The organism is Virgisporangium ochraceum, from assembly GCF_016863655.1.
GTDB classification, from domain to species: domain Bacteria; phylum Actinomycetota; class Actinomycetes; order Mycobacteriales; family Micromonosporaceae; genus Virgisporangium; species Virgisporangium ochraceum.
Genome location: NZ_BOPH01000098.1, coordinates 1 through 25,375, shown reverse-complemented (window position 1 = coordinate 25,375; position 25,375 = coordinate 1). Strand labels below are relative to the sequence as shown.

Below are 25,375 nucleotides of genomic sequence, written 5' to 3'. Positions count from 1 at the left end.
CCGGTCGATTGTGCCAGCGGCCTCACCCCGTGGCGTTCACCAGTGCGCGCAGCTCGTCGGCGTCCCGGTGACCCATGCTGTCGTAGGCCGTGAGCGCCGCGACGAGCGGGCCGCGGGCGGCGCCGGCGTCACCCTGGACCAGCAGCGCCCGGCCGAGGCACTCCTGCGCCTCGGCCCGGACGAACGCGTCGCTGGCCCGCTCGGCGTGGTCGAGGGCGCGGTGCGCGTAGGCCAGCGCGCCCGGGGAGTCGCCCGTGTCGAGGCGCAGCCGGCTCAGCTCGAGGAGGACGTGCGCGCTGTCGCGGTGTTTGCCGGCGTCCAGGCCGAGGGTCAACGCGTCGTCCAGGTGCCGCGCCGCGGCGGCGAAGCTGCGCGTGAGCCGGTAGGCCTGGCCGAGGTTGCTGTGCAGCAGCATCCGGAAGTGGCCGGCGCCCGCCGCCGGGTCGTCGAGCTCCGCCGCCGCCCGGCGCAGCCACCCGACGGCCCGCTCGGGCTCGCGGCGGTCGAGGTGCACCGCGCCGAGGTTGAGCAGCGCCGTCGCGGCGCCGAGCCGGTCACCGAGGTCACGTCGGATCCGGTAGGCCCGCCGGCACGCGACGATCGCGTCGTCGGTGCGGCCCAGCTGGCTGTGCGCCGCCGCGAGCCGCCCGGCGATCAGGGCCTCGCCGGCCCGGTCGCCGGCCCGCCCGGCCGCGTCGGCGGCGAGGGTGTAGAGGGCCGCCCACTGGGACCGGTGGTGGCGCCGGGTGAGCCAGCCGAACATGGCGGCGGCGATCTGCCAGGCGGCGCGCGGGTGCGGTCCGGCCGCGTACTCCACGGCGGCGGCCAGGTTGGCGGCCTCCTCGTCGAGCCACGCGAACGCGCTCGACCGGTCGGGGAACACGTCGGCCCGGGGTGGGGCGGTGAAGTTGGGACGCTCACCCGGGCGGAGCCTGCTGTCGGCGCTGTCGGCCGTGTCGCGGTACCAGGTCAGCAGCCGCCGCGTCGCGTCGTCCCGCTCGGCGGCGGGGACGGCCCGGTCGGCCTCCTCGCGGGCGATCAGCCGGACCAGGTCGTGCATGCCGTACCGGTCCGGGCCGACGGCGACCAGGAGGTGGGCGGCCACCAGCCGCGCCAGGACCGGCTTCGCGGCGCGGACCGGGAGGTCGCACAGGACGGCCGCCGCCGCGAGCGAGGGCCGCGGCCCGGGGTGCCCGCTCAGCAGGCGCAGGACCCGCTGCGACGCCGGGTCGAGTGCGCCGATCGCCGTCGCGTACACCGCGCGTACCGAGATCTCGCCCGACTCCGTCGCCAGCTCGTCGAGCCGGGTGCACTCGTCGGCCATCGCCGCCGTCAGCTCCGGCACCGCGAAGCCGGCCGCCGGGTCCAGCCGGGAGCAGGCGATGCGCATGGCCAGCGGCAGCCGGTCGCACAGCCGGGCCAGCTCGGTGAGCATGCCGGTGTCCGACCCCGACCGGGCGTCGGTCAGCCGCAGCAGCAGGTCGAGGGCGTCGCGGTGCGGCAGCGGGCCGAGGCTGATCCGCGTCGCGCCGTGCAGCGCCACCAGCCCGTCCATGCGGCGGCGGCTGGTCACGACGGCGACGCTGCCGCCCTGCCCGGGCAGGAGCGGCTCGACCTGCTCGACGGAGGCGGCGTTGTCGAGGAAGACGATGACCCGGCGGTTCGCCAGGTGCGTGCGGAACCGCGCCGCCAGTTCCTCCGGCTGCTCCTGCGGCGCGACGCCGAGGGCGCGCAGGAAGCGTTCGAGTACGACGTCGGGGTGCAGCGGCGCGTCGGTGCCGGCCCCGCGCAGGTCGACATGGAGCTGGCCGTCCGGGAAGCGGTCCGCGGCCCGGTGCGCCCACGTCAGGCCGAGCGCCGTCTTGCCCACCCCGGGTGGTCCGACGATGGTCACGACGCCCGCCGGTCCGGTGCCGGTCGTGGCCAGGTCGAGCCGGGCCAGCTCGGTGTCGCGCCCGACGAAGTCGTGCGGCCGGGCGGCGAGCTGCGCCGGCGCGACCGGTCGCGCCGCCGCCGGTCCCGTCTTCCCGGCCGCCTTAACCGGTGCCGAGTCGTTGCGCAGCAGCTCCTCGTACGCCGACCGCAGGTCGGGTCCGGGGTCGACCCCGAGCTCGGCCGCGAGCCGCCGGCGCGCCTCGGTGTAGACCGCGAACGCGCCGGCCCGCCGGCCGAGGGCCACGTAGGCGCGCAGCAGGAGCGCCTGGACCGGCTCGTCCAGCGGGCGCAGCCGGGCCTGCTCCTCCAGGACCGACACGACCTCGTCGGCCCGGCCCCACGCCGTGGCGATCTCCGCGTACCAGCCCAGGAGGAGCTGCCAGTCGGTGACCAGCGCCGCCACCCGCGGATGCGCCGCCATCGCCGGCACGTCGGCGACCGGGGTGCTCCACATGTCGATCGCCGTCCGGGCGACCTGCCACACCCGGGCGGTGTCGCCGGTGCGTCGGGCCGCCCGCGCGGCGGCGACCAGGTCGCGGAAGCGCAGCGCGTCCACTTCCGACGGCGCGACCCGCAGCGCGTACCCCGACCCGACCGCCGGCAGCACGGCGCTCGCCGCGCGGCTCGGCCGGCCGGGTTCCAGCACGTGGCGCAGGTGCTTCACGTGCGTCTGGATGACGTTCGCGGCGCGCGGGGGCGGCGTCTCCGGCCACAGCGCGTTGACCAGGTCGTCGCGGGAGACGGGCTGGCCGGCGGCCAGTGCCAGCACCGCCAGGACCGCGCGCCGTTGCGGCCGGCCGAGCGCGCACTCGGCGGTGCCGCGCGAGGCGCGTACCGGTCCGAGCAGCGACACCCGCAGGCGCCAACCATCACCGTCGTCCATGGCTACCCCCGTGCCGGCTCAGGACTCCGTCGTCCAGCCGCATTCAACCACCTCCGCCGTGCGGCGCCGGCGTCCAGTCGACGTCCAACGGCTGTCCAACGCGAAGATCCAGACTGGCGGCACCTGTCGAAAGGTGGTGCATCGAATGGTGCAAATGGTCAACAAGCTGGGTGACCGGCTGCTGGGTCTGTTCGTCCCGCGGGCGACGGCCTCGGCGATCGACTGCGGGACGACGACGGCCTGTCGTCGGTGCAAGACGCCCCCCGGGTCGACGATCCGGTTGTGGCACAACTGCACGTGCTGGACGAACTCGAACTGCACGCCCTACGGGTGCGTGCCGTCGACCACCTACTGCTAGCCGGACGTCCGCTGGCGGGGTGGACCGGTGCCACCGGTCCACCCCGTCGTCTGTCGAAGGAGATCTCCCGTGCCCTACCTCGTCGTGGCGGTCGTGCTGACGACCGCCCTGGGCCTCCTCAACCTTCTCCTCACGTTCGCGGTGCTCCGCCGGCTCCGTGAGGCGGCGGCACGCGAACGCGACGCCGCGAGCGGTGTCATCGGCATCGGTCGCACCCCCGCCGACTTCGCGGCGACCGACACCGACGGACGGGCCGTCGGACGCGACGACCTGACCGGCCGGACGCTGGTCGGCTTCTTCTCCACGACCTGCAGCGCCTGCGTCGAGGAGCTGCCCCGGTTCGAGGCCCGGGCCGGCGACCTCGCCGGTGGCCGGGAACGCGTCCTCGCGGTGGTGCACGGTGACCCGCCGGCGGCCGAGGAGATGGCCCGCCGGCTCGCGGACGTGGCCCGGGTGGTCGTCGAGGATCCGCACGGCCCGGTCGGCCGGGCGTTCGAGGTGCGCGCGTACCCGGCGTGGTGCCTTCTCGACGACGGCGTCGTCGACCGGACCGACCTCGGCGCGGACCCCGTACCCGCCGCGGCGGCGGCCTGACCGTGGTGGACCGCCGGCTGGTCGCCGCGGCCGTCGGGCTGGCCTGCCGGTCGGCGCCCCGGGCCGCCGTCACGCAGGTCGCCCTGTCGGTCGTCGTCGGCGTCCTGCCGGTCGGCGTCGGCGTCCTGACGAAGCTGGTCGTCGACGCGCTCGCCGGCTCCGACGGCCGCTCCTGGGCGGCGGTCGTCGGACTGGCCGTCGGGCTCGCCGCGGCCGGCGTGGCGGTGGCCGGGGTCCCGCACCTGCGGCAGTACGTCGACGCGGAGTGGCGGCGGGCGGTCGGCCTGCGCGCACAGGCCGACATGTACGCGGCGGTCAACCGGCTGCCCGGCCTGGCCCGGCTGGAGGATCCGGTGTTCCGCGACCACCTCAACCTCGCCGCCGAGGCCGGGCGTACGAGCCCGATCGCGGTGGCCGGCGGCGGCCTGGACGTGGCCCGCGCGGGCCTGACCGTCGTCGGCTTCGCGGCGACGCTGGCCGTGCTCAACCCGTGGATGGTGGCGGTCCTGGTGCTGGCCGCCGTGCCGACCGCGCACGCCGAGCTGCGGCTGTCGCGGCAGCGGGCCGAGCTGATGTGGACGCTCAGCCCGTCCGAGCGGCGGCACTTCTTCTACGCCGACCTGCTCACCGGCCTCGACGCCGCCAAGGAGATCCGGCTGTTCGGCCTCGGCGACCTGTTCGGCCGGCGCATGCTCACCGAGCTGCGCGGCCTCGACGCCGCGAACCGCCGGATGGACCGGCGCGAGCTCGCCGTTCAGGCCCTGCTCGCGGCGGCGACGGCCGTCGTCGCCGGCGCCGCCCTGGTCTGGGCGGTACAGGCCGCGCGCGGCGGGCGCCTCAGCATCGGCGACGTGACGCTGTTCATCGCCGCCGTGGCCGGCGTGCAGGCCGCCATCGGCTCGGCCGTCGTCCAGCTGGCACAGGTCAACGGGGCGCTGCTCCACTTCGTCCACTACCGGACGGTTCTCGATACCGCGCCCGACCTGGCCGTGGCCGCCGACCCCCGACCGGTGCCCGCGCTGCGTCAGGGCATCGAGCTGCGCGACGTCTGGTTCCGGTACGGCGACGGGCACGACTGGGTGCTGCGCGGGGTGGACCTGACGATCCCGTACGGCCGGACGGTGGCGCTCGTCGGGCTCAACGGCGCCGGCAAGAGCACGCTGGTGAAGCTGCTGGCGCGGTTCTACGACCCGACCCGGGGCAGCCTGCGCTGGGACGGTCTGGAGTACCGGGACCTGGACGTCACGGGCCTGCGCGACCGGATCGGCGCGACGTTCCAGGACTTCATGGCCTACGACCTGACGGCGGCGGAGAACATCGCGGTGGGCGACGCCGCCGTTCTGGACGGCACCGCCGTGGACGGCACCGTTCTCCCGGACGGCGCCGCTTTCCCTGACGGCACCGTTCTCCCGGACGGCATGGGGCGCATCGTGGCGGCGGCCCGGCGGGCCGGGGTCCACGACGCGGTGGCGGCCCTTCCGCGCGGCTACGCGACGCAGCTGAGCCGGCTCTTCGCCGAGACGCCCGAGCGGGCCGCCGCGGGCCTCGGCGTGCTCCTGTCCGGCGGGCAGTGGCAGCGGCTGGCGCTGGCCCGGTCGTTCCTCCGCGCCGACCGGGACCTGCTGATCCTCGACGAGCCGAGCTCCGGCCTGGACGCCGAGGCGGAGGCCGACCTGCACCAGCGGCTGCGGAGCCTGCGGGCCGGGCGGACCACGCTGCTGATCTCGCACCGGCTCGGCACCGTCCGCGACGCCGACCACATCGTGGTGCTGCGCGACGGGGTCATCGTCGAGCAGGGCGACCACGACGGGCTCGTCGCGGCGGGCGGCGCCTACGCGCGTCTGTTCACCCTGCAGGCCGCGGGCTACCGGCAGGCGTCGACGCGTGGGGCACCCGCCGACCCGGCGATGCATCTATGATCCTTGCGTTTTCGGGGATCGACACGGGTTCGACACGGGGTTCGACACGGGGGAGCCACACACCATGCACCTGCGCAGAGTCATGTCGGCACTGGTCCTCGCGTTCGCGGCCGGGCTGAGCGCGGCGGCGTGCGCTGGCGAGGCCGACGAGCCGTCGGGCGGCGCGGCACCCGCCGGCCCGGCGAGCAGCGCCGCGGCGAGCCCGTCGGTCGACGTGAAGGCCGACACGGAACGGATCTGCGCGGCTGTCGTCGCGGCCTTCAACAAGGAGAAGCTCACGTTGCTCGAGGTGGCCATCAACCTGGCCGCCGAGGACGACCCGGCCGTGCGGGCCAAGGCGAAGGCCGACGCCGCGGCGCTCGTCGCGCGGCTCAAGGTCGTCGTCGACAAGGAGACCGCGACCGCGGCCGACCCGAAGGTGAAGGCCGCCCTGCAGGGGCTCATCTCGACCATGGGCCAGCTGCTCACCCCGGAGGCCGTGGACGACCCGGACTTCGAGACGAAGATGGACGCGGCGATGAACGGGGCGGCGGCCCACTGCCCGGCTCTCGCCGCCTGACCGGAACCCGTCGTGCACAAGCTGGTCGTGCTGTACCCCGAGCCCGCCGATCCCGACCACTTCCGCGACTACTACGTCACCACGCACCTTCCGTTGGTCGCGCGGCTGCCCGGTCTGCTCGCGTTCCGGTACAGCTTCGACGTGGCGGCGACGCAGGGTCCGACGCCCTACTTCGCCATCTTCGAGGCCGACTTCGCCGACGCCGACACCATGGCCGCGGCGCGGTCGTCGCCGCAGGGCCGGCGGGTGTCGGCCGACGTCGCCAACTACGCCACCGGTGGCGCGGTCGTCATCCACTACCCGGTGCACGACGGCGTGCGGTGACGCCCTACCCGAGCGAGGGCCACCGGTCCGCCGCCCATCCGCCCCACGTCGGCCACCCGGGCGGCGGGTCGGGAACGGTCTCCCCACCCAGTTCGGCGGCGTCGGGCGCCTCGAACCGGCCGCGCCACGCGTCGAGGTCGGCGGGGGTCATCGGGAACGTCGTGTGCGGCTCGGTCTCCTGGCGGTGGGCGATCCTGGCGAGCTGCACCCCGGGGTCGACGGGGAGGTAGCTGGTCCGGCAGGTCGCACCGGCCCGGGCCGCGAGCCAGCGCAGCGCCGACCGCTCGTCGCGGCTCCACAGCCCGAAGTCGAGGACGACGTTCGTGCCCAGCCGCAGTGCCTGCAGGGCCAGCGCGATGAGCCGTCCCTCCAGCAGGTCGCGCTTGCCGTCGGGCTGGGACCCGTCGTACAGGCAGATCATCCACTCGTCCGGGGTGAGCCGCAGGGCGCGGTGCGCCGCGGCGAGCTCACGGGCCCGGGTGGTCTTCCCGGCGCCGGGGAGGCCGACCATCAGGAACAGAACGGCGTGTTGACGCTGCGACACAGGTTGCTCCCGGATCACGCGGGACGGCCCGGCAGCACGGGTGCGCGCTGCCGGCGGGACACCGGTCCGGCGGTAGGACCGCCGCTAGGCGGCGGTGCGGATCTGCATGGCGGAGCAACCCATGGCGGTCACCCTAGCCGATCGTGCGCGCGTGATCAGCGCGACCTTGACCCGTCCACCCGTCCGTGCCTACGCTCGGAGCAGAACTTGAACATGTTCAAAAACCATGGGAGGCCCCGCCATGAAGATCGTCCTTCCCGGCGGGACCGGGCAGGTCGGCACGATCCTCGACCGGGCGTTGACCGCCGAGGGCCACCACGTCGTGGTGCTCACCCGGTCCCCGGCCGGTGACCGGCAGGTCCGCTGGGACGGCGCGACGCTGGGCGACTGGGCCGCGCAGATCGACGGCAGCGACGTCGTCATCAACCTGGCCGGGCGCAGCGTGAGCTGCCGCTACACGCCGGCGAACCTCGCGGCCATGATGAGCTCGCGCGTGGAGTCGGCGCGGGTCGTCGGCGCGGCGATCGCCGCGGCTGCCCGACCGCCCCGGATATGGATGCAGATGAGCACCGCGACCATCTACGCCCACCGCTTCGACGCGCCCAACGACGAACGCGACGGCGTCCTCGGCGGCGACGAACCCGGCGTGCCCGGGTACTGGGCGTACAGCGTCGGGATCGCCCGGAACTGGGAAGCGGCGCAGGAGAACGCCGCGACGCCGGGCACGCGCAAGGTCGCGTTGCGCGCGGCCATGGTGATGAGCCCCGACCGCGGTGGCGTGTTCGACGTGCTGAGCCGGCTCGCGCGGCTCGGCCTCGGCGGACCGGTCGCGGGCGGCCGGCAGTACGTCTCGTGGATCCACGACCACGACTTCGTCCGCGCCGTCCGGTTCCTGATCGGGCGCGACGACGTCACCGGTGCGGTGAACCTCGCCGCGCCCGGTCCGGTGCCGCAGCGCGAGTTCATGCGGGACCTGCGCTCGGCGTGGCGGATGCCGGTCGGCCTTCCCGCCACCCGCTGGATGGCGGAGGTCGGCGCCTTCGCGATCCGGTCGGACACCGAGCTGCTGCTGAAGAGCCGCAGGGTCGTCCCGGGCCGGCTCGTCGACGCGGGCTTCACCTTCGACCAGCCGCGGTGGCCGGCGGCGGCCAGGGACCTGGTCGCGCGCCGGCGCGGTCGCGTCACGCGGTGACGCCGGGCCACGTGTGTGTGGCCGGTCGAAGTTGGGACCGATGCGCACCGCGTCGGCGATCGCGAGGATGTCCGCGTCGGTGGTGGGTACGTACTCGCGCCGCCCGTCCGTGTCGCGGTACCCGCCGCTCACCGACAGCACGATCCCGTCGATGACCGGAACCCGGACGCTGACGCCGTCCGGCCGGTCGGGCCGGCCCTCGTGGCGGGTCAGCATCGCGGGGAGTCCGCCCACCGAGCGGTTCGGCGTGAACCGCTCGTCGTCGGCCGGCGAGTAGTGGCCGATGCCGACGGTGCACGCCACCACCCGGAGGGGCGAGCCGGGGTGTCGGGCATCCGTTCCACGGGGTGCTCGTGGCTTCCCCGCCGGCGCCACCACGACCGGCTGGCGTTGACCACCGCCCGGCGCACGTACACGTCGGGCTGGTCGACCCGCACGATCCGGTTCCACCGCGGGTACGCGCGGGCCAGCGCGTCCTGGACGACGTCCTCGGCGCGGTGCGGGTCACCGACGAGCACGCGGGCGAAGCGCACCAGCGCCGCGCCGCGTGCCGTCACGTACTCCTCGAATGTGACCCCTCAGTTCGCGGGCGCGCCGTCGTCGACGCACATGATGTTGCCCTCGCTGTCCTTGAACCAGGCGGCCTTGCCCATTCCGGGGATCGTGGCCACGGAGCCGGTCCACTCGACGCCGGGCATGTCCGGGTAGACCTCGAAGACGACGCCGCGGGCCTCCAGTTCGCGGACCTCCCTGTCGACGTCCTCGACGTGCCACTGGGCGATCGTGTGGCCCGCCTGCCCGGCGTACCGCGTCAGGTAGACGTTGAAGAAGGTGCCGGACGCGGTCCGGTACCGCAGGGCCTGCCCCTCGTGCCCGGAGACGGGGGTCAGTCCCAGCTTGTCCGAGTAGTACTCACGGGCCCGGTCGAGGTCGGCGGCGGGAATGTTGGCTTCCACTGCGCTGTGGTCGAGCATTGTTCCTCCCGGTGGCGGCGGAACGCCGGTGCGTCGACGCCCCGCGGAGCATACGCCCGGGCTGTCCCCTTGCCGGCCTGCTGACCTGCGGATTCGGTCGTCCGGGTGACGGGTTCCGCCCATCGGGACCGGCGGGCTCAGCGGCCGGCGATCGCCGATGCGAGACGACCGAGCCGGCTCGTGCGGCCCAGGCCACCGTCCTCGCGGCGGTCGGCGCTCCGGTACAGCGCGTACAGCCCCCGCACGCCGAGCCACCGCAACGGTTCCGGCTCCCAGGCCCGCACCCGCCGGTTGGTCCACGGCAGGTCGACCAGGTCGGTGGCGTGGCCGAGGACGAGGTCGCGCAGGGTGCGGCCGGCGAGGTTGGTGGCGGTCAGGCCGCTGCCGACGTAGCCGCCGGCCCAGCCCAGCCCGGTGCGCGGGTCGAGGCCGACGCTGGCGCACCAGTCGCGGGGCACCCCGAGCACCCCGCACCAGGCGTGCGCCAACGGCACGTCGGCGGCGGCGGGGAACAGCGTCGCGAGGGTCGCGCGCAGCGACGCGATCGTGCGGCGCTGGGTGACGCCGTCGACGTCGGTGCGCGACCCGAACCGGTACGGCACACCGCGACCGCCCAGCGCGATGCGCCCGTCGGCGGTGCGTTGGGCGTAGCAGTAGGCGTGCGCGTTGTCGCCGAGCAGTTCGCTGTTCGCCCAGCCGATGGCCGCCCAGCGCGCGGCGTCGAGCGGTTCGGTGACGACGATCGCCGAGTTCATCGGCAGCCACGACCGGCGGTGGCCGGCCAGGCCCGCGGTGTACCCCTCCAGGCACCGCAGGATGTGCGTCGCGCGCACGCTTCCGTGCGCGGTGCGGGCCCGTCCGGGTTCGATCGCGGTGACCCGCGTGCGCTCGTGGACCGTCACGCCGAGCCCGGCGACGACGCGGGCCAGCCCCCGCACCAGTTTCGCCGGCTGGACCCGCGCGCAGTCCGGGTCGTACGAGCCGCCGAGCGCACCCGCCACCTCGACGCGGTCGCGGACCTCGGCCGCGGTCAGCCCGCGCCCGCCCTCGGCCGCCAGCCGCGACAGCTGCGCCGGTGACCGCGCGATGTACAGCACGCCGCTGCGCACGATGTCGGCGTCGATCCCGTGCCGGCCACAGACGTCGACGACCTCGTCGACGGTGGCCCGCAGCTCGTCCGCGAGCCGGTCGACGCCCGCGTCGCCGTGCGGACCGGCGGCGTAGGCGGCGCGGCTTCCGGCCAGCTCGGCCGACAGCCATCCGCCGTTACGTCCCGACGCGCCGTAGCCGGCGAACTCGGCCTCCAGCACGGTGATCCGCAGCCCCGGATCGGCGGTCCCCAGGTAGTACGCCGTCCACAGACCGGTGAGGCCGCCGCCGACGATGCACACGTCGCAGTCGCGGTCGCCGGGCAGCGGCGGCAGCGGTTCGGGAAGCCCGATCTGCGTGTACCAGAACGAGACCCCGCCGTTCGGCACGCCGGCGGTGACGGTGGTGGTGGCCATGGCTCGCTCCGGGAACGCGTCGGTGGCCGAGCATAGCCCGGTCGCCTACTCCGTCCGGGCCCGTGTGGACGTCAGGAACCGGCCCATCTCGCGGGCGACCGCCCGGGGCGCGTCGAGCGGCGACAGGACGTAGGCGTCGGGCACGTCGGCGTACCGGGCCCGCGGAAACAGGTCCGCCAGCTCACGACCGTGCGCCGCCGGCATGACCCGGTTCTCGGGCGACCAGAGCACGAGTACGTCGCCCCGGAACTGCCGCACGGCCCGGGTGTCGCGGACGAGCGCGGCCCTGTCGAGCGGGCCGGTGCAGTAGGCGCGCAGGTCGCGCCGGATGTCGGCGTTGCGCAGGACCGGTTCGGTCCAGTGCCGCATGAGCTCGTCGGGCACCGGCCGGCGGGTCATCTGCCCGTAGAGCATGGGCAACCGGCGCAGCCAGCCGATCCGCAGCTGGCGGGCGGCCAACGCCAGGCCACCGGGAAGACGGCTGGCGATCACCACCATCCGGCCCGGCAGCCCGGGTGGGAAGTTGTCGAAGGCCTCACAGGTGAGGACCACCTGCCGGGCGACCCGGTCGTCGAGCCCGCGGGCGGTGAGGAACAGCCCACCGCCCCAGTCGCTGTGCACCAGCGTCACATCCTCGAGGTCGAGCGCCTCGAGCAGCTCGGCGACGATGCGGATCTGGCCCTGGAGGCTCAGATCGGCGTCGGATCTCATGGGCCGCCGGTGCGAGCCCAGCGGAAGGACCGGACGGATGTACCGGAAGCCGGCCGGCAGCAGCGGGAGCACCGCGTCCCAGAGCCGGTGGTCCATCAGCAGGCCGTGCAACAGGACCACCGGCGTACCCGACCCGACCTCGTCGTACTCGATGACACCCGCCGACACGTCGACGCTGCGCATGCGCCCACCCCCGCGCTAGAACGATCGCTCTAGAACGATCACTCTAGCATGCTGCTCTAGACTGCTCCCGTGCAGACCGACCAGCGGATCGTGCGCGCGATGGCGGAACTGCTGCGCGTACAGGGGTACGGATCGACGGGCATCCAGCAGGTGGCCAGGGCGGCCGACGCGCCGACGGGCTCGATCTACCACCACTTCCGGGGCGGCAAGCGGGAGATCGCCGCGGCCGCGCTGCGCACCACCGGCGCCGCCTACATCGAACTGCTGCCGCTGCTGCTGGACCCGCACCCCGACCTGCCGACCGGGGTGGAGGCCGCCTTCGCCGCCGCCGCCGAGGACATGGCCGGCACCGGATGGGCGAACATGTGTCCGGTCGGCACGGTGGCCGGCGAGATCGCCGACACCGAACCGGACCTGCGCCGGGTGGCGGCCGAGATCGTCACGTCGTGGGTCGACGCCGGCTCCCGGTACCTCGCCGGCCGCGGACTACCGGAAACCGACGCGCGGTCGGCGATCTACGCCCTGCTGACCAGCCTGGAGGGCGGCTTCCTGCTGGCCAGGGCCCAACGCAGCACCGAACCCCTGCTCGCCGCCGGCCGCGCGGTCGCCGCGTACATCGCCACCCTGCCGGTCGCCGCCGACGCCTGACGACGACCCCGGTCATCAGCTGGTCCGACCGATCCGCTCGGAGAACTCGACGAGACGGTTGGAGAACCCCCACTCGTTGTCGTACCAGCCGAACACCTTGGCCTGGTTGCCGACGACCTCGGTCAGCGGCGCGTCGAAGACGGACGAGTACGGGTTGCCGACGATGTCGGCCGACACCAGCGGCGCCTCGGAGTACTGCAGGTAGCGCCGCAGCCGCTCGGAGCCGGCCGCCGCGCGGAACGCGGCGTTGATGTCCTCGACGGTCGCGGCGTCGCGGAGGACCACGGTGAGGTCGGTCACCGAGCCCGCCGGGACGGGCACGCGCAGCGACGCGCCGGTGAGCCGCCCGTCGAGCTCCGGAATGACCTTGCCGATCGCCTTCGCCGCGCCCGACGACGTCGGGATCGTCGAGAGCGCTGCCGCGCGGGCGCGGCGCAGGTCGGAGTGCGGGGCGTCGTGCAGGCGCTGGTCGCCGGTGTAGGCGTGGACGGTCGTCATCAGGCCCGACTCGATGCCGAACGCGTCGTGGAGGACCTTCGCCAGCGGCGCGAGCGAGTTGGTGGTGCACGAACCGTTGGAGAACACGTCGTGGCTGTGCGGGTCGAGCCGGTCGTCGTTCACGCCGAGCACGAACGTGGGCACGTCGCCAGTGGCCGGCGCCGAGATGACGACCTTCCGCGCGCCGCCCTTGAGGTGGGCCGCCGCCGCGCCGCCGTCGGTGAAGTGGCCGGTGGACTCGATGACGACGTCGACGCCGACGTCACCCCACGGGATGGCGGCCGGGTCCGGGTGCGCGAAGACCGCGATGCGGTTGCCCCGCACGGTGATCGCGTCGCCGTCGGCGGCGACGCCGTCGAGGTGACCGGAGACGGAGTCCCATTCGAGCAGCGTCGCCAGGGTGCGGGCGTCGGTGAGGTCGTTGACCGCGACGACCTCGACGTCCGTGTCGTTCGCCAGGGCCGCGCGCAGGTAGCTGCGCCCGATGCGCCCGAACCCGTTGATGCCGATGCGAACAGTCATGAGTTCCTCCTCAGGAGAGCGAGCACGCCGTCGCGGGCGGCTTCGAACGGACCGGGGTCCTGCTGTGCGATCGCGAGCACATAACCCCCTTGCAGCACGGCCATGAGCGTGTGGGCGAGCTGTTCGGGGTCGAGGTCGTCACGGAGCTGTCGCGCGGCGACCGCCTCGCGCAGCACGCCGACCCAGCTGCGGTGCACCTGCGCGAACGCGCGCGCGACCGGCGCGAGCAGCACCGGGTCCTCGCGGACCTGCCGGTCCTGGGTCATCCGGCCGACCTTGCAGCCCTTGAGGGCCTCGCGCGGGCGCATCAGGTACGCCTCGATCCGGGCCATCGGGTCGCCCGGACCGTCGAGCTCGGACGCGGCCGGCAGCAGGTCGGCGACGTTGCGCTCCAGGGCGGCGACCGCCAGGTCCCGCTTGCTCGGGAAGTGGTGGTACATGCTGCCCTGGCCGACGCCGGAGCGTTCGCGGACGTCACGTGGGCTGGTGTCGGCGTAGCCGCGCTCCCACATGAGCTCGCTCATCGTCTCGACCAGCAGGTGACGCGAATCCATGACGCCAGTCTGTACATACCAGTAGGTACAGAGCAACCCCGGGCAGCCGACGACGGGGTGTGTCGTCCGTTACGCGGGCCGCGCCTTCTGCGGGTGGGGGGTCTCGTGCCGGGCCAGCATCGCCACGAACTCGGCGATCTTCCGCTGGCGCGTCTCGGCCCGCTTGACGCCGTTCACCCGCACGATGAGGGAGAAGCGGTTGGCCTTCGTGAGCACGTCGAACATCGCCTGCGCCGCGGGCACCGCGGCGATCGCCGCGGCGAGGTCGGCCGGCACCTCGGCCTCCGAGGGCGGCGCGTACGCCGCGTCCCACCGCCCGTCGGCCTTCGCGACCTCCACCGCCGCCCGACCGCCGGGCTGCATCCGCCCCTCGGCCTCCAGCCGGGCCACGTGGGTCACGTTGCGCTGCGACCACGAACTGCGGCGGGTGCGCGGGGTGAACCGGATCCACGACGTCTCGTGGTCCCCTTTCCGGGCCTGTCCGTCGATCCAGCCGAAGCACAGCGCCTCGTCGACCGCTTGTTGCCAGGTGAGCGTGGTGACCGTGCCGCCCTTCCTCGTGAGGGCGAGCCACACGCCCGTCGACGTGTCGTGGTTGCTCCGCAGCCAGGCGCGCAGCGCCGCCGCGTCGGCCACGATCAGCTCGTCCAGTTCGGCCTTCACCATGACCGCAGGCTATCGCCCATGACGCCCATCGACACCGCGAGATCCACGACGGCGGCCTGCACGGGGTCGAACGCGGCGAGGTACGCGCTCGCGTCCGCGGGCGGCAGCGCCAGCACCTCGACGATCCGCTCCCCGTCCGGCGGCATCGTCGGCGCTCCGACGAGCTCTGCCGGGGCGGCTCCGTACGCCCAGTACGAGCGTGGGTGCGGCAGGTGCGGCAGGTAGGGCGCCGCCGCCCGGCTGTCGGCGACGTGCGTGGCGAAAATGCGCACGGGGCCGGTGAGGCGCGCGCCGGCCTCCTTGAGGACCTCCCGCTCGGCGAGCGCCTGGAGCGACTCGCCGGGTTCCCGGGTGCCGCCCGGGAGGAAGCGCCACCCCTGGGTGCTGCGGCAGACGATCACGCGCTCCCCCGCCGTCACCGCCACCAGGTGCAGCCGCGCGACGAGGCTGTCGGGCACCGTGGCCGTCGTGAACGACAGCGCGCAGTCGGCGTAGTCCACCTCGCCCGGCTCGAACAGCCCGGGGAACCGGGCGGCCCACCGCGCGTCGTCGTCCACGGACCCATTCTCGGCCAGCGGCGCGGGCGGTGGCCGTCGGGCCGGGGCGGCCGGGGGTGACCCGGCTGTTCGGATGACGGTGCCGCCCGCGTCCGGCGGTTACGGTGCCCCGCAGTACCGTCCGACCAGGGAGAACGTCATGGCCGTGTCCGACCCGTGGCGCCGGCGCGGCCGGCTCGTCCTGATCCTCGCCGTCGCCGTGGCGGTGACGTCGGTGCTGCTGCCGTGGTTCGCCCGCATCTCCGACCTGCCGGCCGACGACGACCACATGGAGGAGCTGTCCCTCTGGATGACCGGCGACGCGATCGGACACGACGGCCCCGGCCCGCTTGATGTCCTGCGGGTCGTGCCGTGGGGGCCGTTCATGCTCCTCGCGACGGCCGCCGCGGTCTGGGCGGGAATCCGCGCCCTGCGGTCCCCCGGCCGGCACCGCGGCGTCGCGCTCACCGCGGTCTGGTCGGCGGTGGCGGCCTTCGCCGTCGTCGGGATCGCCTGGGTCGGTGCGGCGGACGGCCGGGACACCGAGGTCTTCCCCCACATGGGTTTCGTGGTCGGTGCCCTGCTGCTCATCGCGTGGCTCGCGGTCGCGCTGGGGATGCTCCGGCTCGTCGGGCGCACCGCCCCACGGTGACGCCCGCGCCGTGCCACAATGACCGCTGCGCACGGGAGGGCGGATGCGTACCAGGATTCTCACGGGGCTGTTCGTGCTGGCGTTCACGGCCGGCTGCGGCACCATCCTCGACCAGCCCGACACGGTCGCCCGTCCCGCCTCGGTCGAGCCGAGCGCGCCGGCGTCGTCGGCGCCACCGTTCGACCGGGACACGGCGTCGGCGCGGGTGAAGAAGATCCTGATGGCACCGGGTGCGATGGTGAACGTCGGCGTCGTCGGCAAGCCGGAGGACGAGCTCGACACGACCTACACCACGTCGGAGTACTGCAACCTGCGGGTGCTCGGCGAGGGGACGTACAACCACATCGCCCATCTGCGCGAGTGGAGCTCACCGGGCATCACCGTCTACCAGACCGCGCACGGGTACGGCACCCTCACCGGTAGGGATGCGGTCGAGGCGACCCGCCGCAACGCCCAGAACTGCACCACGTACGAGATCCGGTCCGCCGACGGACGCATCAAGATCGAGCTCCTGGACCAGCTCGACCTCGGCACAGTCGCCGGGGTCGAGGCCTCCTACGGCCGGTGCTACCGGCGGTCCTCCCCCACCGAGACGCCCACGATCGCCTGCGAGGCGCACCTCGGCCGCGGCACGCTGCTGTCGAACATCCTGGTGTACTCCGGCGGCACCGTCGCGTCGGCGTCGGCGAAACTGCGCCAGATCGTGCCGATCGCCGCGGCCGCGCTCGCCGCCGGCTGAAAGCCCGCGACCGCCGCCGCCGACCGCCGGCTACGAGAGGACCGTGATGACCAGCACCGACGACGTCGCGCTCGACGCCGCCCTGGACCCGCTCGTCGTCGCGCTGGACATCGGGTCCACCGCCACTCGTGGCGGCGTGCACGACGCCGCCGGCCGGCGCGTCCACGGCCTGCAGCACAAGGTGCCGCACGCCTTCACGGTCGCACCGGACGGCACCTCGGTCATCGACCCCGACGGGGTGACCGCCGAGGTCGAGCAGGTCCTCGACGCGGTGACCGTGACCGGCGACCCGCGCCTGGCGACCCGCATCGCCGGCGTCGCCATGGACACGTTCGCCGCCTCGCTGATCGCGGTCGACGCGGCCGGACGCGCGCTCACCCCGTGCCTGACCTACGCCGACTCGCGCAGCGCCGACGCGGTCACCGCGCTGCGGGAGGAGCTCGACGAGCACGCGGTGCAGCAGCGCACCGGAACCCGGCTGCATACCAGCTACCACGCCCCGCGGCTGCGCTGGCTGGCACACACGCAGCCCCGGGTGTTCGCGGCGGCCGCGGGGTGGTGGTCCCTCGGCGAGTACGTGCTCGCGCGGCTGGTCGGGCAGCCGCTCGCGGGCACGTCGACGGTCGCGTGGACCGGGCTGCTCGACCGGCGCACCGGCGAGCTCGACGCCGGGCTCCTCGACGCCGCTCACGCCGTCCCGGAGCATTTCTCCCCGCCCCGGGACACGCCGCTGACGGAGCGGACGCGGTGGCCGGCCCTGGCCCGGGCCGCCTGGTTCCCCGTGATCACCGACGGCTTCGCCAGCAACCTCGGATCCGGCGCCACCGATGCGACCGTGCTCACCGCGGCGACCGCCACCAGCGGCGCGTTGCGGGTGCTGCTCGACGGCCCCGCCGACCCGCTGCCGTTCGGGTTGTGGAACTACCGGGTCGACGCGCGGCGCACGCTGCTCGGCGGCGCGATCAACGACGTCGGCCGGGCCGTCAGCTGGGCGCAGAGCACGTTGCGCCTCGGGCCGGAGCCCGCGGCCGTCCTCTCCGCGCCACCCAGCGGGGCGACGCCGCTCGTGCTGCCGTACCTCACCGGTGAACGCGCGCCCGGCTGGGTCGGCGGGGCACGCGCGGTGTTCGGCGGGGTGTCGGCGGCCACCGACGCCGACGCGCTGTTCCGCGGGATCGTCGAGGGCGTGGCCATGACGTACGCGCGGGTCGCCGACGAGCTGTACCCGGCCGCACCCGGGATCGTCCAGGTCGCGGCGGCGGGCCGGGTCAGCAACGACCGGCCCGAGTGGCTGCAGGTCCTCGCCGACGTGCTCGGGCGACCGGTCACGCACGTCACCCGGCGCCGCGCGACACAGCGCGGCACGGCGCTGCTCGCGCTCGACACGCTGGCGCCCGACGTGCCGCGCGCCGCCCGCGCCACCGGCCGGACGTACGAGCCGCGGCCCGCGCACGCCGACCACTACGCGGAACGGCGCGCGCGGTTCGCCGGGATGTACGACGCGCTCGTGCGGGGCTGAGCGGCGCCGGTCGGTGCTTGCCCGGACGGCGTCGGTCCGTGCGCGCCCGGACGGCGTTGAAGCGGTGCGGCACAGTGGCGGCATGCAGATCATCGAGGTGAGCGACCTCGGGGTCCGCTCCGCGGTGCTGCGGCTGACGCGGCGCGACACCCCGCTGACGTTCGAGATCTACCCCATGGTGCACATCGGTGAGCCGGCCTTCTACGCCGCCGTCACCGAGCGGCTGCGCCGCTGCGACCTCGTCGTGGCCGAGGGCGTGGGCGGCACCCGGATGCCGGACGGCTCGCGCCGGAGGACCCGCGGCACGGTCGCGGCGTCGGCGCTGACGTCGAGCTACCGGCTGCCCGCCCGGTTCGCCCGCGCCGGCCTGGTGCTGCAGAACATTCCGCTCGCCACGCTCGGCGTACCGGTGAGCTACCCGGACATGACCGACGAACAGTTCAGCGCCGGCTGGCGTGAGGTGCCGCCGTGGCAACGGATGCTGGTGACGGCGGGCGCGCCGGTGGCGGGCCTGTACCAGCTGGCGTTCGGCTCCCGCCGCGCGCTGGCCCGCGAGCTGGAGACCACCGACGAGCACTGGCACGACGAGCTGATGAACATCGACTCGATGGACGAGCTGATGGCGCTACTGGGTGAGAAGCGCGACCGGCTGCTGATCGCGGAGCTGGACGACATCCACCGGCGGCGCGGGCACGAGCCCGTCACGGTCGCGGTGGTGTACGGCGCCGCACACGTCGCCCCGGTGGTCTACGGGATGCGCGCCCTGCACGGCTACGGCCTGCGCGGTGCCGGCTGGTTGACCGTCTTCGACCTCTGACCTCCGCCCGCCCACCCGGAAACTTCCGACCACCCGGCGATGTAAAGCTCTCTTGACATCATGTTGGTTCCGCTTTACCTTCGAGATGTCAAGTCTGTTTGACATCACCGATGGGGCCAGCGCCGAGGAGACCGTGATGAGAGCCGCCGTCTGTACCGCGTACGGACCGCCCGACGTCGTGCGCGAGGCCGACGTGGAGACCCCGACGCCCGGGCCGGACGAGGTGCTCGTCCGGGTCCACGCGGCGACCGTCACCGCGGCCGACCGCGCCTTCCGGTCGGGCACGCCGCGCTTCGCCCGGCTCTTTTCCGGGCTGCGCCGGCCGAAGAAGACCGTGCTGGGAACCGAGTTCGCCGGCGAGGTCGCGGCGGTGGGCGCGGCGGTCACCCGCTTCGCCGTCGGCGACCGGGTCTTCGGCGCCACCGACCTGGGTCTCGGCGCCCACGCGGAGTACGTGCGCGTCAAGGAGTCCGGGACGCTGTCGGCGATGCCCGCCGGCCTGACCTACGCCGAGGCGGCCACGCTCGTCGACGGCACCGCGTTGGCGTTCCTGCGCGACCACGCCGGGCTCCACAGTGGACAGTCGATCCTCGTCAACGGCGCGTCCGGCGCCGTCGGGGTGCAGGCGGTGCAGCTCGCCCGGCACTTCGGCGCCGACGTCACCGCCGTGTGCAGCGCCGCCGGCGCCGACCTCGTCACCCGCCTCGGCGCGAACCGGGTCGTCGACTACACCCGCACCGATGTCACGAAGGAGGGCCGCACCTACGACGTCGTCTTCGACGTGGCCGGCGCCAGCTCGTACGGCCGGTGCCGGCGGCTGCTGAAGCCCGGTGGCCGGTACCTGACCACCGTGCCGTCGCTGGCCATACTGGTCCAGGCACCCTGGACGCGGATGGTCGGCGGCCGACGTGCGATCGTCGCCTTCACCGGACTCCGGCCCGCGGCCGCGAAGGCGAAGGACCTGGCGGTGGTGAAGGAGCTCTTCGAGTCCGGCCACCTCGTGGCGGTGGTCGACCGGACCGTCGGGCTGGCGCACGTCGCCGATGCCTACCGCCACCTGGACAGCCAGGGCAAACGCGGCACGACGGTCCTTCTGACGGGCCCGCTGGTCTAGGCTGACCGCCATGGCGAACGAGCCGAAGACGACCCGCACCGACGCGAGCGTGGACGAGTTCCTCGGCACCGTGCCCGACCCGCGGCGCCGCGCCGACGCCGAGGAGGTCTGCGAGCTGATGCGCGAGGTCACCGGTGTGGAGCCGGCGATGTGGGGCCCGTCCATCGTCGGCTTCGGCAGCTACCGCTACCGGTACGCCTCCGGCCGTGAGGGCGACTGGCCCGCGGTGGCGCTGTCACCCCGCATGCAGGCGCTGACGCTCTACATCTCCGACGGGTACGACGAGTACGCCGACCTGCTGGCGAGGCTGGGCCCGCACACCATCGGCAAGTCCTGCCTGTACATCAAGCGACTGTCCGATGTGGACACCGACGTGCTCCGCACTCTGGTCCGGGACTCGTTCGAGCACCTGAACGGCCGCACCGTCACGACCTGACCTCACCGCGGCGGCGGCGCGGGGCCGGCGGCCTCGCGGACCGCGTCGTCGTACTGGTCGCGGCCGAAGACGAACGGGCCAGCGGTCGGTGACGCCGCAGTCGCCACGGCCGAGCAGCGCGACCAGGTCGGTGCCGGGCCGGTAGGCGGGGTCGCGCCCAGTCTGCCGGACCGCTGCCCCACGCACGGTCCGGGGTGATGACAGACTGCGTCGCATGCCGTGGTTCAGCGCCGTCGACCTCGCCGGGGACATCCGTCACCGGCGGGTGTCCTGCGTCGAGGTGATGGGCGCGTACCTGGACCGGATCGGTGCGCTCAACCCGCGCGTCAACGCGGTCGTCGCCCTGCGGGAGCCCGAGGTGCTGATGCGCGAGGCGGCGGCGCGTGACGAGCAGCTGGCACGGGGTGAACGGCTCGGGTGGCTGCACGGGTTCCCGTTCGCGGTGAAGGACCTGGCCGCCGCCGACGGTCTCCTGTGGACGGAGGGCTCGCCGATCTACGCACGGCGGGTCGCCGACGTCGACGACCTGTTCGTGCGGCGGATCAGGGACGCCGGCGCCATCATCGTGGGCAAGACCAACGTTCCCGAGTTCGGCCTCGGCTCGCAGACCTACAACCGGGTGTACGGGCCGACGGCCACGCCGTACGACACCGGCCGCACGGCCGGCGGCAGCAGTGGCGGCGCGGCCGCGGCCCTCGCGCTACGGCTGCTGCCCGTCGCCGACGGCAGCGACTACCTCGGCTCGTTGCGCAACCCGGCCGCGTTCTGCAACGTGCTCGGGTTCCGGCCGTCGGTCGGCCGCGTCCCCGCGGCCGGGTTCGTCGCGCACCCGTCGACGGTCGGACCGATGGGACGCACCGTCGACGACGTGGCGGCGCTGCTGGAGGTGCTGGCCGGTCCGGACGACAGTGCCCCGCTGGGTTCCGCGGCCTCGACGCCGCCTACCCGGCCGGCGACGGGCGTCCGGATCGCGTGGGTGGGCGACCTCGGCGGGCACCTCGCCACCGAGCCGGGGCTGCTCGACGTCTGCCGGCGGGCGCTGCGCGTCTTCGAGGAGCTCGGCTGCCTCGTCGAGGAGGCCGTGCCCGACTACCCACCGGAGCGGATCTGGCAGACGATGCTGACCTGGCGCTGGTGGGGCATGTTGAAGCGGCACGACCTCTACGCCGACCCGCTCACCCGGGCCGAGCTGAAGCCCGAGGTCGTCTGGGAGCTCGAGAACGGGCTGCGGCTGAGCGCGCTCGACGTGGCCCGGGCGGAGGTGGCGCGCGCCGAGTGGTACGACGCGGCACGGCGCTTCCTCGACACGTACGACTTCGTCGTCGCGCCGAGCACGCAGGTCTTCCCGTTCCCGCTGACCACCCACTGGCCGGGGCGAGATCGACGGTCGTCGCATGGACAGCTACCACCGCTGGATGGAGACGGTGGCGCCCTGGACGATGACGGGAATGCCCGCGCTCGGCATGCCGGCCGGCTTCGACGACCGGGGGCTGCCGGCCGGCGTGCAGCTCGTCGGCCGGCACGGCGCCGACGCCGAGGTGCTGCGGCTGGCCAGGGCCTACGAGGAGCGCGCCCACTGGGTCCGCGACCACCCGCCACCCGACGGCCTATGACCCGGGTCGGAGGCCGGCGAGGCGCTCCAGCGGGGTCGGGCCCCGGCGGGGCTTCGGTGGGGCGTCGAGGTGGAGCGTCCGCAGCTCGTCCATCAGCTCCTCGACGAACGCCGGACCCTCCGCGCGCATGAACTCCTGCCGGACCCGCAGCTCCTCGGTGCCGGAACACCAGTCCAGGCCCCAGTTTCCGAGCGCGAACAGAATGGGAAGGGTCCGGATGCCGGCCTCGGTGAGGCTGTAGCGGGCGCGCTGTCCCCTGGCCGCGGTGCCGCGGGTGAGGATCCCCGCCTCGACCAGCCGCACGAGGCGGTCGGCCAGGATGTTCGACGCGATGCCCTCGATCGACCCGGTGAGCAGGGCCCGGAAGTAGCGGCGGTCGCCGAAGATGACGTCGCGCAGCACGAGCAGCGACCAGCGGTCGCCGAGCACCTCGACGGCGGCGTTGATGGGACACCCGGACCGTGGCTCCACGACACCTCCTTGACAGGCCCTTCGCAGCCCCCAATATAGTGGTTGCAAATCGCAATCACTAGGAGGGACCGATGGGCCGCTTCCAGTACTGGATGAACGTATCCCTCGACCTGCGGATCGAGCAGGTCCCCGGAGACGACGGCGCCGGCGAGTGGCTGCGCATCGACGAGGAGCTGCACCGCGAGTTCAACGCGCGGGCCCGGGAACTCGCGATGGACGTCACCGGCCGGGTCATGTACGAGACCATGGAGGAGTACTGGCCGCGGGCGCTCGGGGACACGTCGCTGCCCGACGTCATGCGCGAGTACGCCGGGATCTGGACCGCCAAACCCAAGGTGCTCGTCTCCCGCACCCGCGACAGCGCCGGCCACAACACCCGGATCATCGGCGGCGACGACGCGATCGGTCAGCTCGCCACCCTCCGGGCCGGGACCGAGGGCACCATCGGCGTGGGTGGCGCGGCGCTCGCGACCCAGCTGCTCCGCGCGAAGCTGCTCGACGAGCTGCTGCTGTTCACCCATCCGTCCATTCTCGGCTTCGGCCGGCCGCTGTTCGACGACTACGACCTCCCGGTCGACCTCGACCTGCTCGAGCACAAGGTGTTCACGCAGGGGGTCACGATGCACCGGTACGCGGTCAGGGAGGCGGTCCCGTGCTGACGCCGGTCGCCGACGGGGTGTCGGTCCACCGGAGCGGGTTCATCCTCAGCAACGCCATCGTCGTGCGCGGCCGCGACGGCGTGCTCCTCGTCGACCCCGGTATCCAGGACCACGAGCTGGCCTGCCTCGCGCAGGACCTGTCCCGGGCGGGCGACGCCGTCGTGGCCGGCTTCTCGACGCACCCGCACTGGGACCACGTGCTCTGGCACCCGGGGTTCGGCGACGCTCCCCGCTACGCCACGGCCCGCTGCGCGGCGGCGGTCGCGGAGGAGCTGTCCGACCCGGACGCGAAGGCCCACATCACCGGGCACCTGGCCGAGACCGAGATCGCCGGCCGGGTCCCGCTGGAGCTGTACGGCCTCGTCACGGCGCTGCCCGACGGAGCGACGCGGATCCCGTGGGACGGCCCGCGGGTACGGATCCTCGAACACCGGGCGCACGCACCGGGCCACGCGGCGCTGCTCGTCGGGGAACCCGGGGTCCTCGTCGCCGGCGACATGCTGTCCGACGTTCTCGTTCCGATGTTCGGCCCGGACGGCGGCGCCGACCCGATCGGCGACTACCTCGCCGCCCTGCGGCTGCTGGAGGAGCAGGCCGGAGACGCCGCGGTCGTGGTACCCGGCCACGGGACCGTCGGCGGGGCCGGCCAGGTCCGCGAACGGATCGAGCGGGACCGGGCGTACGTGCTCGCCCTGCGCGAGGGCAGGGTTCCCGACGACCCTCGGATCGGCCCGTCGGCCCCGCCCGGCTGGGAGTGGGTGAACGACGTGCACGACGGGCAGGTCCAGCGCCTCTGCCGGAGCTGAATTGGTCCTGTTTCGGACCCCCTGATCGGACCTTAACGGGTGTACCGATCTGTCTCAGGCTGAGACGCATGACGACATCGACCGGTCCCCGCCTCGACGGCCACCTCCTCTCCCCCGGCGCCCCCGGCTACGACGCGGCCCGCACCGTCTGGAACGCCATGATCGACCGGCGGCCGCGCCTGATCGTGCGGGCCGCGAGCGTGGCCGACGTGGTGACCGCGGTGCGCCTGGCCCGCGAGCGCGACCTCGAGATCGGCGTGCGCTGCGGCGGGCACAACGTGGCCGGCTTCGCCGTCCCCGAGGACGGGCTGATGATCGACCTCACGCCGCTTTCCGCGGTGCGGGTCGACCCCGTGCGGCGGCGCGCCCACGTGCAGGGCGGTGCCCTGCTCGGCGCGCTCGACCGGGCGTCGCAGCCGTACGGGCTGGCCACCACCGCGGGCAACGTCTCGCACACCGGGGTCGGCGGCCTCACCCTGGGCGGCGGCATGGGCTGGCTCGCCCGTCAGCACGGGCTCGCCTGCGACAACGTCGAGTCGTACACGATGGTCACCGCCGACGGCGACGTCGTGACCGCGAGCCGCGCCGACAACCCCGACCTGTTCTGGGGCCTGCGCGGCGGTGGCGGCAACTTCGGCATCGTCACCGACTTCGAGTTCCGGCTGCACCACACCGGGACGCGGACGCTGGTCGCCGAGTTCGACTTCCGCGCCGAGGACGCCGTGCCGGTGCTCGAGGGCTGGCGCGACCTGAACGCCGTCGCGCCGCGGCAGGCCACCTTCACCGCCGACGTTCACAGCACGCCCGCCGGCCCGGTCGCGACCGTCGGCTTCGTGTGGGTCGGCGATCCCGTGGCCGGCCGCCGGTTGCTGCCCGCGCTGCGCGCGCTCGGGCGCCCTGTAGCGGAGCGGGTCACCGAGCCGTCGTACCTGGACCTGCAGCGACGCGACGACACCACCGGCGGCCACGCCTACCGCCGGTACTCCAGCGCCCACTACCTGGGGCGGTTCCCCACCGCGGCGATCGAGGCGTTCCTCCTGCGGGGCGCCACGGACCTGCACGCCGGCGCCGACCTTCCGGGGGTGGGTCTGCAGGCCCACGGGGGCGCCATCGCCGACACCGCCGACGCCGACGCCGCGTTCAGCCACCGGGGCACGATGTTCGAGTTCGGCGCGGGCTCCCGCTGGACCGACCCGGCCGAGGACGGCACCCGGATTACCGCGGCCCGTTCCGCGGGTGCCGCGCTGGCCCCGTACGCCAACGGCGTCTACGTCAACTCACTGACCGCCGACGAGGGCCAGCGCGGGATCCGCCGCGCGTTCCCGGCGGCCAAGCTGGACCGGCTGACCGCCCTGAAGACCGTCTGGGACCCGCGGAACGTGTTCCACCTGAACCAGAACATCCGCCCCGCGTGATGTCCTGCCCGGGCCGGCCTTCTAGTGCT

At 74.1% G+C, this 25,375-nt stretch carries 29 protein-coding genes and 1 pseudogene; 19 read left to right on the top strand and 11 right to left on the bottom strand.

Annotation, left to right across the window (positions count from 1 at the left end; translation table 11 throughout):
* Positions 1-22: 22 nt before the first annotated feature.
* Positions 23-2,818 carry an AfsR/SARP family transcriptional regulator gene (locus Voc01_RS35705; protein ID WP_203932075.1) on the bottom strand — a complete coding sequence of 932 codons (2,796 nt, stop codon included), beginning with the start codon at positions 2,816-2,818 and terminating at the stop codon, positions 23-25.
* 145 nt (positions 2,819-2,963) lie between these two features.
* Here Voc01_RS35705 and Voc01_RS35700 point away from each other — a divergent pair, with 145 nt between their 5' ends.
* The 5 genes from Voc01_RS35700 (at position 2,964) to Voc01_RS35680 (ending at position 6,572) form a co-directional block, all read left to right on the top strand.
* A complete protein-coding gene (locus Voc01_RS35700; protein WP_203932074.1) occupies positions 2,964-3,176 on the top strand; it encodes a hypothetical protein in 213 nt (70 codons plus the stop codon).
* Between the two features lie 69 nt (positions 3,177-3,245).
* Complete coding sequence (locus tag Voc01_RS35695; RefSeq protein ID WP_203932073.1) at positions 3,246-3,770, top strand: TlpA disulfide reductase family protein; 525 nt, start codon at positions 3,246-3,248, stop codon at positions 3,768-3,770.
* 5 nt (positions 3,771-3,775) lie between these two features.
* Complete coding sequence (locus tag Voc01_RS35690; protein ID WP_239160709.1) at positions 3,776-5,689, top strand: ABC transporter ATP-binding protein; 1,914 nt, start codon at positions 3,776-3,778, stop codon at positions 5,687-5,689.
* A 64-nt stretch (positions 5,690-5,753) separates the two neighbouring features.
* Positions 5,754-6,248 carry a hypothetical protein gene (locus tag Voc01_RS35685; RefSeq protein WP_203932072.1) on the top strand — a complete coding sequence of 165 codons (495 nt, stop codon included), beginning with the start codon at positions 5,754-5,756 and terminating at the stop codon, positions 6,246-6,248.
* A gap of 12 nt (positions 6,249-6,260) precedes the next feature.
* Positions 6,261-6,572, top strand: coding sequence for an EthD family reductase (locus tag Voc01_RS35680; protein ID WP_203932071.1), 312 nt, complete (start codon positions 6,261-6,263; stop codon positions 6,570-6,572).
* A 4-nt stretch (positions 6,573-6,576) separates the two neighbouring features.
* Here the strand turns inward: Voc01_RS35680 and Voc01_RS35675 are convergent, their stop codons facing one another.
* Positions 6,577-7,116, bottom strand: coding sequence for a P-loop nucleotide/nucleoside kinase family protein (locus Voc01_RS35675; RefSeq protein ID WP_239160708.1), 540 nt, complete (start codon positions 7,114-7,116; stop codon positions 6,577-6,579).
* A gap of 241 nt (positions 7,117-7,357) precedes the next feature.
* Here Voc01_RS35675 and Voc01_RS35670 point away from each other — a divergent pair, with 241 nt between their 5' ends.
* Positions 7,358-8,308, top strand: coding sequence for an epimerase (locus tag Voc01_RS35670; RefSeq protein ID WP_203932070.1), 951 nt, complete (start codon positions 7,358-7,360; stop codon positions 8,306-8,308).
* Between the two features lie 40 nt (positions 8,309-8,348).
* Positions 8,349-8,585 carry a hypothetical protein gene (locus Voc01_RS35665; protein WP_203932219.1) on the top strand — a complete coding sequence of 79 codons (237 nt, stop codon included), beginning with the start codon at positions 8,349-8,351 and terminating at the stop codon, positions 8,583-8,585.
* On the opposite strand, the gene Voc01_RS35660 is transcribed toward Voc01_RS35665, so the two are convergent.
* From Voc01_RS35660 to Voc01_RS35645, 4 genes are all read right to left on the bottom strand, one after another.
* Complete coding sequence (locus Voc01_RS35660; protein WP_275423787.1) at positions 8,518-8,841, bottom strand: sigma factor; 324 nt, start codon at positions 8,839-8,841, stop codon at positions 8,518-8,520. The genes Voc01_RS35665 and Voc01_RS35660 overlap by 68 nt on opposite strands.
* A 45-nt stretch (positions 8,842-8,886) precedes the next feature.
* Positions 8,887-9,282, bottom strand: coding sequence for a VOC family protein (locus Voc01_RS35655; RefSeq protein ID WP_203932068.1), 396 nt, complete (start codon positions 9,280-9,282; stop codon positions 8,887-8,889).
* A 137-nt stretch (positions 9,283-9,419) separates the two neighbouring features.
* Positions 9,420-10,787 carry an NAD(P)/FAD-dependent oxidoreductase gene (locus Voc01_RS35650; protein WP_203932067.1) on the bottom strand — a complete coding sequence of 456 codons (1,368 nt, stop codon included), beginning with the start codon at positions 10,785-10,787 and terminating at the stop codon, positions 9,420-9,422.
* A 45-nt stretch (positions 10,788-10,832) separates the two neighbouring features.
* Positions 10,833-11,681 carry an alpha/beta fold hydrolase gene (locus tag Voc01_RS35645; protein WP_203932066.1) on the bottom strand — a complete coding sequence of 283 codons (849 nt, stop codon included), beginning with the start codon at positions 11,679-11,681 and terminating at the stop codon, positions 10,833-10,835.
* 69 nt (positions 11,682-11,750) lie between these two features.
* On the opposite strand from Voc01_RS35645, the gene Voc01_RS35640 reads away from it, so the two are divergent.
* A complete protein-coding gene (locus Voc01_RS35640) occupies positions 11,751-12,329 on the top strand; it encodes a TetR/AcrR family transcriptional regulator (protein WP_239160707.1) in 579 nt (192 codons plus the stop codon).
* Between the two features lie 15 nt (positions 12,330-12,344).
* Here Voc01_RS35640 and gap read toward each other — a convergent pair whose 3' ends face one another.
* The 4 genes from gap to Voc01_RS35620 all read right to left on the bottom strand — a co-directional run bounded on the left by gap (position 12,345) and on the right by Voc01_RS35620 (position 15,126).
* Positions 12,345-13,349: a type I glyceraldehyde-3-phosphate dehydrogenase gene (gene gap, locus Voc01_RS35635; RefSeq protein ID WP_203932065.1), complete on the bottom strand. Its 1,005-nt coding sequence runs from the start codon at positions 13,347-13,349 to the stop codon at positions 12,345-12,347.
* Entirely contained in the window at positions 13,346-13,903 is a 558-nt protein-coding gene (locus Voc01_RS35630; protein ID WP_203932064.1) for a TetR/AcrR family transcriptional regulator, read from the bottom strand. The genes gap and Voc01_RS35630 overlap by 4 nt, the downstream gene beginning before the upstream one ends.
* Positions 13,904-13,972: 69 nt before the next feature.
* Complete coding sequence (locus Voc01_RS35625; protein ID WP_203932063.1) at positions 13,973-14,569, bottom strand: YdeI/OmpD-associated family protein; 597 nt, start codon at positions 14,567-14,569, stop codon at positions 13,973-13,975.
* A complete protein-coding gene (locus Voc01_RS35620; protein ID WP_203932062.1) occupies positions 14,563-15,126 on the bottom strand; it encodes an NUDIX hydrolase in 564 nt (187 codons plus the stop codon). The genes Voc01_RS35625 and Voc01_RS35620 overlap by 7 nt, the downstream gene beginning before the upstream one ends.
* 139 nt (positions 15,127-15,265) lie before the next feature.
* Here Voc01_RS35620 and Voc01_RS35615 point away from each other — a divergent pair, with 139 nt between their 5' ends.
* The 8 genes and pseudogenes from Voc01_RS35615 (at position 15,266) to Voc01_RS54240 (ending at position 21,995) form a co-directional block, all read left to right on the top strand.
* Entirely contained in the window at positions 15,266-15,757 is a 492-nt protein-coding gene (locus Voc01_RS35615; RefSeq protein ID WP_203932061.1) for a hypothetical protein, read from the top strand.
* A gap of 43 nt (positions 15,758-15,800) precedes the next feature.
* On the top strand, positions 15,801-16,496 hold the full coding sequence (locus tag Voc01_RS35610) for a hypothetical protein (protein WP_203932060.1): 696 nt from the start codon (positions 15,801-15,803) through the stop codon (positions 16,494-16,496).
* Between the two features lie 46 nt (positions 16,497-16,542).
* Entirely contained in the window at positions 16,543-18,015 is a 1,473-nt protein-coding gene (locus Voc01_RS35605) for a gluconokinase (RefSeq protein WP_203932059.1), read from the top strand.
* Positions 18,016-18,097: 82 nt separating this feature from the next.
* The gene (locus tag Voc01_RS35600) at positions 18,098-18,832 is read left to right on the top strand and encodes a hypothetical protein (protein WP_203932058.1); all 735 of its coding nucleotides are present in this window, start codon (positions 18,098-18,100) and stop codon (positions 18,830-18,832) included.
* A gap of 85 nt (positions 18,833-18,917) precedes the next feature.
* Positions 18,918-19,946, top strand: a complete 1,029-nt coding sequence (locus Voc01_RS35595) for an NAD(P)-dependent alcohol dehydrogenase (RefSeq protein ID WP_203932057.1) — start codon at positions 18,918-18,920, stop codon at positions 19,944-19,946.
* Positions 19,947-19,956: 10 nt separating this feature from the next.
* Entirely contained in the window at positions 19,957-20,382 is a 426-nt protein-coding gene (locus Voc01_RS35590; RefSeq protein ID WP_203932056.1) for a DUF1801 domain-containing protein, read from the top strand.
* 214 nt (positions 20,383-20,596) lie between these two features.
* Positions 20,597-21,745, top strand: a pseudogene (locus Voc01_RS53430) (amidase); the annotation flags it as partial.
* Between the two features lie 31 nt (positions 21,746-21,776).
* Entirely contained in the window at positions 21,777-21,995 is a 219-nt protein-coding gene (locus Voc01_RS54240; RefSeq protein ID WP_203932201.1) for an amidase family protein, read from the top strand.
* On the opposite strand, the gene Voc01_RS35580 is transcribed toward Voc01_RS54240, so the two are convergent.
* Entirely contained in the window at positions 21,990-22,466 is a 477-nt protein-coding gene (locus Voc01_RS35580; protein WP_203932055.1) for a winged helix-turn-helix transcriptional regulator, read from the bottom strand. The two genes, Voc01_RS54240 and Voc01_RS35580, sit on opposite strands and share 6 nt — an antisense overlap.
* 71 nt (positions 22,467-22,537) lie before the next feature.
* Here Voc01_RS35580 and Voc01_RS35575 point away from each other — a divergent pair, with 71 nt between their 5' ends.
* From Voc01_RS35575 to Voc01_RS35565, 3 genes are all read left to right on the top strand, one after another.
* Complete coding sequence (locus tag Voc01_RS35575; RefSeq protein ID WP_203932054.1) at positions 22,538-23,125, top strand: dihydrofolate reductase family protein; 588 nt, start codon at positions 22,538-22,540, stop codon at positions 23,123-23,125.
* Positions 23,119-23,931: an MBL fold metallo-hydrolase gene (locus Voc01_RS35570; RefSeq protein ID WP_203932053.1), complete on the top strand. Its 813-nt coding sequence runs from the start codon at positions 23,119-23,121 to the stop codon at positions 23,929-23,931. The genes Voc01_RS35575 and Voc01_RS35570 overlap by 7 nt, the downstream gene beginning before the upstream one ends.
* A gap of 68 nt (positions 23,932-23,999) precedes the next feature.
* Positions 24,000-25,346 (top strand): FAD-binding oxidoreductase, encoded by a 1,347-nt coding sequence (locus tag Voc01_RS35565; protein WP_203932052.1) that lies wholly within the window; start codon positions 24,000-24,002, stop codon positions 25,344-25,346.
* The last annotated feature ends 29 nt before the right edge of the window (positions 25,347-25,375 follow it).